Raw genomic sequence first — 10,812 nt, 5'->3', positions numbered from 1 at the left:
CCCCCCCCCCCCCCCCGCCGCTTGACCACCCCGGGCCGGAATCCGGACCGCGGCCCTCGCACCGGGAGCCGCCGCAATGGCGGGTCCTGGTGTCGTCGCGAACCAGCGCGCCACGGCCGGCCTCGCTCCGGCGGATCATGGCGCAGGTAGCGGTCGCGGTGGTGGTGGCTTTCGCCGTCGTCGCGGTCAGCGGCATCCTGGTGTTCCAGCGGATCGCCAAGCAGGAAGCCGTCCATCAAGTAGCCGAGGTGACCGACATCCTCGCCGAGAGCGTGGTTCAGCCGGCGCTCACCGATGCGATGGCGACCGATCCGGCACGGGCATCAGCGGGCCTGGATCCGGTAGTACGCAAGGGAGTCCTCAGCACCCAGGTGGTCCGGGTCAAACTCTGGAGCCCGCAGGGATTGGTTCTCTACTCCGACGAGCGGCGGCTCATCGGCAAGAGCTTCGGCCTGGACGACGAGGCACGCTCAGCGTTGACCGCACCCCGCACGGAGGCCGGCATCACCGATCTCGATCGTCCGGAGAACGTCTTCGAGTCCGCGCCCGGCAAGCTGCTCGAGGTCTATCGGCCGGTGTGGACGCCGAGCGGGAAACCCCTGCTGTTCGAAGCCTATTTTCGCTATGACCTGGTCTCGCAGCGCAGCGACGAGCTCTGGCGAGGTTTCTCCGGCGTCATGCTGAGCAGCCTGGCCGCGGTGCTCGTCCTGCTCGCCCCGTTGCTGTGGCTGTTCTACTGGCGAGCCCGCTCGGCGCACCTGCAACGGGAGCAGTTGATGCGGCGCGCGCTGGATGCCTCCACCGAGGAGCGGCGGCGGATCGCCGCGACCCTGCACGACGGCGTGGTGCAGCAACTGGCCGGCGCCGCCTTCCTGGTCGGCGGCGAGGTGGAGCGCGCCAGTGCGCACGGAGAGTCAGCGCGGGCCGAGCGGCTCGCCGAGGCCGCCGCGACGGTCCGCGACGGGGTCGCCGGCATGCGCTCGCTGCTGGTCGACATCTATCCGCCCAGCCTGACCGCCGAGGGACTGGCCGCGGCACTCGCGGACCTGGTCAGAACGCAGTCCGGCTCCACCGCCCGGATCCAGCTGGACGCCGATCCGGCAGCCGCCGCGGCACTGGACGCCGAGCAGCAACAGGCGGTGTTCCGGGTGGCCCAGGAATGCCTGCGCAACGCGGTGCGGCACTCGGGAGCCGGCACCATCTGGATCGAGCTGAGCCAGCAGCCGAGCAGCGTCCGGCTCGAGGTGGCTGACGACGGCCGCGGCCTGGAGCCCGAACGCGCCGAACAGGCCGCTACCGAAGGCCATTTCGGGCTACGGCTGATCGCCGACGTCGCGGTCGCGGCGGGTGCCAGGCTGTCGGTGGCCAGCGGTGCGGACGGCACCCGGTTCCGGATGGAGGTCCCGACGTGATCAGGGTGCTGCTTGCCGATGACCACCGGCTGGTGCGGGCCGGGCTGGCCGGACTGCTGGGCACCGCCCCCGACATCGAGGTGGTCGGCGAGGCCGCCGACGGCCGGCAGGCGGTGGAGCTCAGCGTCGCGGTGGCGCCGGATGTGATCCTGATGGACGTGTCGATGCCGGTGCTCGACGGCATCGAGGCGACCCGGCTGATCATCGATCGCGACCCGTCGACCCGGGTGATCGCCCTGACCTCCTTTGCCGACAAGGAGAAGGTGAACGACATGCTCGCCAGCGGGGCGGTCGGTTACCTGCTCAAGGACAGTGAGCCCGCCGACCTGCTTGCCGCGGTGCGCTCGGCCAGTGCCGGCGGCGCACCGTTGGACCCGAGGGTGGCAATGGCGCTGCTGCCGAACCGGCAACCGACGTCGGTGGTCGAGCAGTTGAGCAGCCGTGAACGCGAGGTACTGGTGCTGGCGAGCCGGGGCCTGGCCAACAAGCAGATCGGCCGCTCACTGGGGATCGCCGAGCGAACCGTCAAGGCGCACCTGGGCAATATCTTCCGCCGGATCGGGGTCAGCGACCGGACCTCGGCCGCCCTGTGGGCACGGGACCACCTTCCTGAAGCCAAGTCCTCCTGACAGCCTCAGCCGCGAGCCTTGGCGGTCGCCCTCCGGTTGGCCTTCATGATGGCCTCGACCAGTTCCGGCTTGGTCATGCGCGAGCGGCCGGGAACGTTGAGCCGCTTGGCGATCTCCATCAGATGCGCCTTGGTGGCGTTGGCGTCCACGCCCTCGGCGGTCTGGCCGCCGCGCCGGGCCCGCGCCCCTCGCTGGGACGCGTGCTCGTCCGAGGGCCCCTTCTTGCCGTCCTCCTTGGGCTCCCAGTGATCGCCGACCTTCTCGAAGGAGTGCTTGAGCGAGGAGAAGGCGGTGCGGTGGGCCCGCTCGCCCTCGCCGTACTGCTCCACCGCTGAATCGTGGGTCGCAGACCAGGTCTCCTGCGCCTTCTTCGGTGATCGTTTCAGGGTCGAGGGCAGTTCTTCCTTGGCAGGCATGGTGTTCCTCCCTTGGGTGAGCGACTCAGGTGGGTGTCGAGGCGTCGGTGTAGCGCAGCAGGGCGGCGATGCCCTGCTCGACGTACTGGTGGCCGCCCGGGGTGATGACCAGGCCGGCGCCGCTACCGGCCAGCGCCCTGACCAGCGCCGCGTCCAGCCGGTCCTGCTGGATCTCGGTGACGCCGAGGTCGCTCAGCTCGGCGTCGGTGCTTGCCAGCAGCAGCGGGTCCGGCCCGATCGAGCAGGTTGCGGTCGAGGACGGATCGTCGGACAGCACCAGGGTGTCGACCTGCGCCTTGCGAAGGGCATCGAGGACGGCCGAGATGCCGGTGACCGCATAGTCGTGCCGGCCGACTGCCTGCTGCAGCCGGGCCAGGATGTCGTGCCGCTCGGCCCACAGCTGGTGCAGCAGCGCCGAGCGCACCTCCTCGTCCAGCGCCTCGCGGGAGGCGCCCTCGGCCCGGGCGCCGTGTTCCAGCTGGCGCACCGTCACCCGCTGGGGCAGCACCTTGGTGAGCTCCTCGGTGACCAGGTTGCGGGCCCGGACGTCGCCGGCCACCAGGATCACCCGCACCTCGGGGGGCAGGTGGTGGTGGATGGTCTGGGCGACCTCCTTGCTGTTGGTCTCCCAGGCGTTGTCGACCCGGTTCTGGAAGGCCCGCTCGTTCCAGACGTCCCGGCCGGTCTTGCGCAGCGGGTACTCAGCACCTCCCTCGACCGACATCTGGTCGGTGTGGATCTCGTCCAGGACGGTGTAGACATCGGCGCCGGTCCGGTCGATCAGCACGGTCAGGTGCGGGATCTGGGTGGACCGGTCGACCAGGTACGGCAGCACGTGAGGCAGCGCCGACCAGCGCCCGACCTCGCGCAACGGCGGCCGGCGGGTCACCTCGTCGAGCAGCACCTCGCCACCGGCGGCAACGATGAACTGCCCGTGCCGGCCGGCGACGTCCAGGTGCGCCCCGGCCACCTCGTCCACGGCCTCCAGCGTCTTGTCATCGGCGCCGGCCTCGGCCAGCCGTTCCCGCTGGCCGCGCCACCGGAGTTCGACTTCGGTGTCCCCGGACTCACTTGCCCGGGTGGCGTCCAGGTATACCGAGACGAACGGGCCCTGGTGGCTGTACAGGGCCGAAATGGAGTCAGGAATCTGCATGGCGTGCGCTCACCTCATGTGTCAGACGACTCGGGCGCGCTGTTGGGCCTGGACCGAGAACTCCCGCAGGTTCGGCCGTCGCTTTTCCCGATACTACGACGTGGCCGGGTAGCCGCGGTGACCGCCGTCCGACGCGCCGAGTGGGGTACTTGACCCTCTTGTCCGCTGATCCACACTGAAGCCGCCCTGTTAACACGTCCGTACCGGTGGCCGGCGGTCGATGCGTCGCCGAAGAAGATCGAACCTCCAAGGAGCTGTCATGACCAGTCCCGACCTCAGCGCGATCGTCCATGCCCGGGTGCACCCGGGCATCGGTATCGCCCGGATCGGCGACAGCGAGAACGACTACCTGATCGGTCCCGAGACCACCGAGCCCGAACCGCGCGAGGCGGCTGACTACAAGGACGCCACCGGTGCGCTGAAGCGGCAGGCCGCCCGGTTCCGGCTCTACGGGTACGACGCGGCCGGTCAGGTGGTGGCCGAGTTGACCGCGGCGAATGCCGAGATCGACTGGCAGGTCGAGCTGGTCAACAGCAAGGCCGCCTGGTACGAGTTCCAGGTCGCGCTCGACGTGCCGGAGGCAGCCGACCCCGACGCCGCCGAGCCGTCCTGCCAGCGCAACCGGGCCGTGCAGGACCGCGACTCGCTGATCATCGATCCGGGTCCGCGCAGCGTCACCGGCTGCGATACCCAGGGGCCGGCCTTCGACACCGGCACCTTCCTCGGCACGCCGGTCTATCTCGGCGAGCTGCGCACCGATGACGCCGGCCGGTTGCTGGTGCTGGGCGGACGGGGAGTGTCGGCCTCGGCGACCGGCGCGCCGCCGGTGACCTTCGCCAACAACGAGGGCTGGCACGACGACACCTCCGACGGCCCGGTCACCGCGACGGTGCGCATCGGCGGGACGTCGATTCCGGTCGACGGCGGCTGGGTCGCGGTCGCGCCGCCGAACTACGCGCCGGCGCTCAAGAGCGTCCGGACGATGTATGACCTGCTGGTCGACCTCTACCTCCAGGCCGGCTGGCTGACGCGGCCGGCCACGGTCTCGTTCACCGGGGACGTCCTGCCCATCCTGACCCGGCTGTGCGAGCTGCAGTGGGCCAATCACGGCTTTGCCACCGCATACGGCTGGGGCGGCCGGCAACACTTCCTGGATCCCGGCTATCTCGCCCAACTGGCCAACCCGGCCGCCGAGTTCGCCGAGGCACGGCAGTTGGTGTGGAACTCCTCCCGCAACTGGGACCGCGACGGCGAGTCCCCGGTGCCGTGGCCGTGGCTGTACGGCGACACGATGAGCCTGCCGCCGGTCTCGGTGCGCCAGCACTCCACCCTGTCGGCCACCCAGTACGCGATGATGCAACGCTGGGCCGCCGGCGACTTTCTCGCCGACTACGACCCGGCTGCGCCGGCTGCCCCCAGCAGCATCGACCAGGTGCCGCTGGACCTGCAGCCGGCCGCCCTGGATCGAGCCGCGCTGGAGTTCTGCCTGGCCGACGCCTTCCATCCCGGCTGCGAGCTGACCTGGCCGATGCGCCATCTCACGATGTATTCCGAGCCGTTCCGGATCCGGCGCCGCGAGTCCGGCACCCCGCCCTGCATGGGCCCGCTGCTGACCTATCAGAACGTGACGGTGGAAGGCGGCCCGCTGTACGAGCAGTCTCCGGGTGACCTGACCCGATGGATGGCGGTGCCCTGGCAGACCGACACCGCCAGCTGCCGCTCGGGCTACACGTCGGCGCTGACGCCGGCCTTCGATCCGTACCTGCCGACCTTCTGGCCGGCTCGGGTGCCCAACCACGTGCTGACCCAGGCCGACTACGACACGGTGCTCGACACCTCCCTCCCGCTCGCCGACCGTCGTGAGGCCTTCGAGCGGCGGGCCGCATGGCTGCGCTTCCTGCCCGGGGACTACCAGCTGCAACTGGCCACCATGGTGAGCGATTTCGGAAAGCTCGGGGTGGTCGCTGCCCAGCCGGGCCCGACCGACAGCCCGGACTTCCCGGCGAGCTTGCAGGTCGAGTCCGATGTCAGCTTCGACGTCCCGCCGCCGCCGCCGCACCGCAACCTGCTGACCCTGCACAGCCCGGAGGCGGTGGCCGGGGCTGAGCCGGACCTGATGCGGGCGCTGCCGGACCTGATGCGGGCGCTGCCGGTCCCGATCGCGCCCGAGGACGTCACGGTCGCCGACATCGACCTGGTACGCCGATTCCGCCGCCGGCCTCGGTGAGCTGCTCCGACCTGCTGATCATCGGCGCCGGTCCGGCCGGAAGTGCGGCCGCGCTGCGGGCCCGGGCGCTGGGACTACGGGTGGTGCTGCTGGCCGATCAGGGGCGGCCGCCCGGTGTTGTGGAATCCCTGCCGCCAGCCGGCCGGCGATTGCTGGTCGATCTCGGGTGCTGGCAGTCGTTCGTGGACTCCAAGCCCACGCCGAGCAGGGGTGTGCGCTCGGTCTGGGGTTCCTCCCACCCGGTCGAGCGGTCCTCGATCCGGGATCCCGACGGGCCGGGCTGGCACCTGGACCGCGCGGTGTTCGACGCGTTCCTGCAGGCGCAGGCGATCAGAGCCGGAGCCGAGCTGCGGCATGGCCGGTTGCGCTCCGTCCGGCTGCGCTCCGTCCGGCAAGGTGACGAGCTGATCGAGTGCGCCGACGCCGCCGGGAACGTGCTGACCAGCCGGTTCCTGCTCGATGCCTCGGGCCGCTCGGCGGCTGCTGCCGGCCGGTTGGGTGCGCGCCGGCGCTATGACGATGCCGCCGTCGCCACCATCAGCGGCTACCGGGTGGCCGCGTCGGACACCGACCTCCGGACGGTTATCGAGGCGACGCCGGCCGGCTGGTGGTACTCGCTACGCGCGGAGGGCGCCGATGGCCCCGCAAGGGTGGTCGGCCGGGTCGGCGACGCCGACCTCGACACCGGCATCGACACCGGAATCGAGACGGTGCCGGACGTCATGCCGCCCGGTGTGCGCGAGCTGCTCGGCGGTGCGCACCTCCAGCTGCCGCCCCGCCGGGTGGCGGCCAACAGCGGCTACCTGCAACCGTTCGCCGGGCCGCGCTGGGCTGCCGCCGGGGATGCCGCGCTGTCCTTCGATCCGCTGTCCTCGCAAGGGCTGCTCACCGCGCTGTTCACCGGTCGGGCGGCTGCCCAGGCGATCGCCGCCACGCTGGCCGGTTCGGATCAGGCGATCGCTGACTACGCACGGCGGCTGAGTGCGATCCGGCAGGCGTACCAGGCCAATCTCGCGCTCTACTACGGTGCCGAGCGACGCTGGGCGGCCGAGCCGTTCTGGGCCCGCCGGCATGGTGGGCCCACCATCGAGGCCGGCCGCACCAGCCCGGAGCCGGCGCTCAGCCAGGCCCGGTCAGCACGCTCGACCGCGGGTCAGGGCTTGGTGTAGCTGACGATTCCCAGGCACATCTCGTCGGAGGAACCCTCGCCCCAGACGACGTAGCGGGGCGGCAGCTTGGCCAGCGCCGGCAGCTTCTGGCGCAGCGTGGCGTCGTGCGTGCAGCTCACCCGCAGCCGGTCCCCGGCGTGCACCGTCAGCGTCTGGGGCAGCACGGCGGCGCGCTGGTCGTCGAAGTCCCACACCTTGACGTCGAGCAGCCGCTGGCTGGTGCCGTCCTGGCGCAGCAGGTCGATCCGGACGGACTTGCCGAGCAGGTGCATGTGCCCGGCGACCGCACGCAGTTGGATGGTCTCGGTCACCGGGCGCCCGCAGCTCTGGGTGACTCCCGCTCTGGGATCGGTGAGCGAGCCGTCGCAGAGCAGTTGCAGGCCGGCCACCACCCGCCCGGAGTTCACCCCGAACCGCCGGACCACATCGAAGACGGAGGCGTTGCGGTCACAGAGCGGGCCCGACTCGGTCGCCGGGCACGGCAACTCGACGGGTGCCGGCAGCAGCAGCGTCTGCAACGGCTGCAACCGGGCACCGCGAGGGGCGACCCGCAGCTTGACCGTGGTGCTGTCCACCCCGTCGCCGTTGAGCAGGTTGTAGTGCATCTGCAGGATCAGCCGGGTGCCGGCCTGGGTGCGCTGGCCGGTGCCGGCGGCGAAGCGCTGCTCGCCGCCCGAGGTCGCCCAGGCAGCCACCCACGGTGCCGAGTTGAGCCCGCCCAGGTCGGCGTTGTTGCCGGGCAGGCCGGGGCCGCCGAAGCAGGACCAGCCCAGCCGCGGGTCACCGGCATCCTTGGCCTTGGCGGCACCGAGCTGCTCGGGGTCGACCCGGTAGAGGATGGCGTGGTGCACCAGGTTGGGGTTGCCGGGCTCCAGCACCACGCCGGACAGGAAGGAGTCGGTGGTGATCTTGGGGTCCAGCAGGATGCACCGGTAGTCGTCGGTGCCGCCGGCCTCGGCCTGCGGCCGGTAGCTGCCGCCGGGCATGGGCAGCGTGATCCAGCGCTCGCCCGGCTTGAGGGCCGCAATCGCTACCGAGCGGGCCGCGGGGCCGCCGTGCCCGTGGTCGGTCGAACTCGGTGACGCCGGGGATCCGGATGCCGTGGCAGAGCCTGAAGTTCCCCCGGACGTGCCCGGACTTGCCGGCGGGTCACCGGCAACGCCTCCGGACGGGCTGCACCCGGCCAGCAGCGCACCGATCAGCAGCGCAGCCGCCGTCGTCGGGATCAGCCGAGGTCGTAGTCGTCCAGCTCGATTTTCAGGCACTCCTGCATTCTGACTGCTCCGCCCGCGCGCCGCAGCAGCATCCGGTTACTGGTTCAGCAGCAGCCGTTCCAGCTCGGGCTTACAGCTCCGCGGCCGCCGCCACGACCTCCTTGCCCAGCAACTCCAGCCGCTCGGTCTGCCAGGCCCGTGGCACCCAGCCGTGCGCCTCGGCGACGCCGAGCGCGGCCAGCCCCCGCAGCTGCACCAGCAGGTCGGGGATCTTCTCGCCGTTCTCGCCGGGATCGAGCGGGAGCATCACCGTCTTCTCGATCTCGTCGTAGTCGCGGCCTTCGGCCTCGCAGTGCTCGCGTAGCACGTCGAGCTTGTGTTCGAGGTCGGGCGCGGCGAACAGGTTGCAGGCCTGGGCGTAGCGGGCCACCAGCCGCAGCGTCTTCTTCTCACCACCACCGCCGATCAGGATCGGGGGGCGCCGGATCGGCTGCGGCACGTTGAGGGTGCGTCCGAGCTGGTAGTGCTTGCCCTGGTAGGGGCCGTCGTTCTCACTCCACATCTGCAGGCAGATCTGCAGCGTCTCCTCCAGTCGCTCGAACCGCTCCGCCGTGCCGGGGAACGGCAGCCCCAGGCCGGTGGCCTCCTCGCCGTTCCAGGCAGCTCCGATGCCCAGCCAGGCCCGGCCCTTGGACAGCACGTCGAGGGTGCTGACCAGCTTGGCCAGCAGTCCCGGCTCCCGGTAGCTGACCGCCGTCACCCAGGCCAGCAGCTCGACCCGGGACGTCCGTGCCGCGAGGTAACCCAGCGTCGTGTACGCCTCCAGCATCTCGTGCTCGGGTGGGCCCAGCACGCTGATCTGCCAGACATGGTCCATCACGCTGATCCGCGCGAACCCGGCCTCCTCGGCCGCCACCGCCACCCGGGTGAGGTCATCGGCCAGCCCGGCCGGCCCGTTGGGATAGGTGAAATCAGCAATGTGCAGACCGACCTTCACCATGTGCTCCTCTCCCGCGCGGACACGGCGCGAGCTCGACCATCGGCGGTACGCCGCATCCGATCCTAGGACGGTCAGCGCGGCGGCGACGGCTCGCCCGGCGCGGCACGAAGCCGGCGCACCACGATGCCGGCGCACCACGATGCCGGCGCACCACGAAGCCGGCGCACCACGAAGCCGGCTGCCTCGTCGAGGTGACGGGGCAGCCGGCTCGGGGTCGGCGCGCAGCCGCGATCAGGAGCAGATCGCCGCGCTGGGGGTGTTGCCGGAGGAGTTGACCATCAGGATCCGGTAGCAGGTGCCGGCCGGTGGGCTGGAGTAGTCAGTGGCGCTGCCCCGGCTGCCGGTGCCGCTGATGGCCGGGTACTGCGAGCCGACGGACAGCCAGCTTGCCTGGGCGTCGGTGCTGCGCTGCAGCACGTAGCCGGTCTCGTCGTTGGCGTTGTCGGTGAACCCGATGACCATCGAGGTGCCGGTGTTGGTCAGCGTCAGGTTGGTCGCCGCCGACGGCGCGCCGGGGACCACGTAGGAGGAGCACGTCACAGTGGTGTCGGTGCCGCCGCCGACGTTGATGGCCCGCACGCACACGGTGTGGGTGCCCTTCACGGTGGACTTGACGCCGTTGAAGCTGAAGCCGTGGTTGTCGCCGTAACCGGGGTACCTGGCGTTCAGACCGGCGTAGGCGGTGTTGGCGGTCTTGGTCTGGGTCACCACGCCGTCGGCCACCAGCGAGACCTGGATCGGGTCGACGGTGTCGAAGTCGAGGGCCCAACCGGCGACGTAGTAGTAACTCGTGGTGCCTGAGACGGTGTCCGAGGACAGCTGGCCGATCGGGTAAGCCGGCTGCTGGTAGGTGTAGACCGCCACCCGAACCGAGGAGCTGGACGAGCAGCCCGCGTCGTCGCACCTCTGGGCCGAGACGTAGTACTCGATGTAGCTGCCGGCCGGAGCCGTGGTGTCGGTGAACGAGGTGGTGTTGGCCGGCGTGCTGAAGTACGAGGTGGTGGTGCTGCCGACGACCCGGCGGATGATGAAAGCGGTCTCGGTGGAGGACTGGTCGACCCATGCCACCGTGACCGAGGTCTGCAGCACGGACGTCGCCCGGAGCGAGGTCGGAGCCGCCGGGGCCGGCGGTGGCAGCTCCTGGAAGCAGTAGTCCGGCGGGTTGTCGCTGTCGCACGGGTTCATCGCCGACGCGGGAGCGGCAGTCGCCAGCAGGGAGCTCAATCCGGTGAGGGCCGCTGCCGCGGTGAGGGCCAGAGCCCGCTTCATTCCTCGCACGTTCTTTTGCCTTTCTGGAAATGGACGATGCTGAGAAAGAGAGGTGTGCCGCGGGCTGGATACCAGCGCGAATGGGCAACGATCGACAAGCCGTGCGCGATCGGTTTGGGTATCCAGGCACACCGGGCAGGTCGGATAAGCGCGACCGACAGCAAGAACCGGCTGCCTCGTCGGCCCGGAAGGGCTAACGAGACAGCCGGCTTGCGCAGTGGTGAGCCGATCGATCAGGAGCAGACCGCCGCGCTGGGGGTGTTGCCGGAGGCGTTGACCATCAGGATCCGGTAGCAGGTGCCGGCCGGTGGGCTGGAGTAGTC

General features: G+C 70.7%; 9 protein-coding genes. 4 read left to right on the top strand and 5 right to left on the bottom strand.

Annotation, left to right across the window (positions count from 1 at the left end; translation table 11 throughout):
• On the top strand, positions 1 to 1,412 hold a 1,412-nt coding region (locus tag VF542_RS07835), incomplete at its 5' end, for a sensor histidine kinase (RefSeq protein ID WP_408651138.1).
• On the top strand, positions 1,409 to 2,041 hold the full coding sequence (locus VF542_RS07830; protein ID WP_408651137.1) for a response regulator: 633 nt from the start codon (positions 1,409 to 1,411) through the stop codon (positions 2,039 to 2,041). The genes VF542_RS07835 and VF542_RS07830, both read left to right, overlap by 4 nt.
• Before the next feature lie 5 nt (positions 2,042 to 2,046).
• Here the strand turns inward: VF542_RS07830 and VF542_RS07825 are convergent, their stop codons facing one another.
• Together VF542_RS07825 and VF542_RS07820 are read right to left on the bottom strand one after the other, a co-directional pair.
• Positions 2,047 to 2,457, bottom strand: a complete 411-nt coding sequence (locus VF542_RS07825) for a ChaB family protein (RefSeq protein WP_408651136.1) — start codon at positions 2,455 to 2,457, stop codon at positions 2,047 to 2,049.
• Positions 2,458 to 2,482: 25 nt separating this feature from the next.
• Positions 2,483 to 3,610 (bottom strand): Vms1/Ankzf1 family peptidyl-tRNA hydrolase, encoded by a 1,128-nt coding sequence (locus VF542_RS07820; RefSeq protein WP_408651135.1) that lies wholly within the window; start codon positions 3,608 to 3,610, stop codon positions 2,483 to 2,485.
• Positions 3,611 to 3,869: 259 nt separating this feature from the next.
• Here VF542_RS07820 and VF542_RS07815 point away from each other — a divergent pair, with 259 nt between their 5' ends.
• Entirely contained in the window at positions 3,870 to 5,837 is a 1,968-nt protein-coding gene (locus VF542_RS07815; RefSeq protein ID WP_408651134.1) for a LodA/GoxA family CTQ-dependent oxidase, read from the top strand.
• Positions 5,834 to 7,006: an NAD(P)/FAD-dependent oxidoreductase gene (locus VF542_RS07810; RefSeq protein WP_408651133.1), complete on the top strand. Its 1,173-nt coding sequence runs from the start codon at positions 5,834 to 5,836 to the stop codon at positions 7,004 to 7,006. Before VF542_RS07815 ends, VF542_RS07810 begins: the two co-directional genes overlap by 4 nt.
• Here VF542_RS07810 and VF542_RS07805 read toward each other — a convergent pair.
• The 3 genes from VF542_RS07805 to VF542_RS07795 all read right to left on the bottom strand — a co-directional run bounded on the left by VF542_RS07805 (position 6,991) and on the right by VF542_RS07795 (position 10,489).
• Positions 6,991 to 8,271, bottom strand: a complete 1,281-nt coding sequence (locus tag VF542_RS07805) for a monooxygenase (protein ID WP_408651132.1) — start codon at positions 8,269 to 8,271, stop codon at positions 6,991 to 6,993. The two genes, VF542_RS07810 and VF542_RS07805, sit on opposite strands and share 16 nt — an antisense overlap.
• Before the next feature lie 79 nt (positions 8,272 to 8,350).
• Positions 8,351 to 9,217: an LLM class F420-dependent oxidoreductase gene (locus tag VF542_RS07800; protein WP_408651139.1), complete on the bottom strand. Its 867-nt coding sequence runs from the start codon at positions 9,215 to 9,217 to the stop codon at positions 8,351 to 8,353.
• A gap of 234 nt (positions 9,218 to 9,451) precedes the next feature.
• Entirely contained in the window at positions 9,452 to 10,489 is a 1,038-nt protein-coding gene (locus tag VF542_RS07795) for a hypothetical protein (RefSeq protein ID WP_408651131.1), read from the bottom strand.
• Positions 10,490 to 10,812 lie beyond the last annotated feature (323 nt).

This window comes from Jatrophihabitans sp. (assembly GCF_036389215.1).
GTDB lineage: Bacteria > Actinomycetota > Actinomycetes > Mycobacteriales > Jatrophihabitantaceae > Jatrophihabitans_A.
Note: the sequence above shows the minus strand (reverse complement) of the source record. Positions and strands in the feature narration are given on the sequence as shown.

What these genes read in the sequence shown, in the direction of transcription:
- VF542_RS07825 (WP_408651136.1), bottom strand. Translation starts at nt 2,457, where the DNA reads ATGCCTGCCAAGGAAGAACTGCCCTCGACCCTGAAACGATCACCGAAG.
- VF542_RS07820 (WP_408651135.1), bottom strand. Translation starts at nt 3,610, where the DNA reads ATGCAGATTCCTGACTCCATTTCGGCCCTGTACAGCCACCAGGGCCCG.
- VF542_RS07815 (WP_408651134.1), top strand. Translation starts at nt 3,870, where the DNA reads ATGACCAGTCCCGACCTCAGCGCGATCGTCCATGCCCGGGTGCACCCG.
- VF542_RS07795 (WP_408651131.1), bottom strand. Translation starts at nt 10,489, where the DNA reads ATGAAGCGGGCTCTGGCCCTCACCGCGGCAGCGGCCCTCACCGGATTG.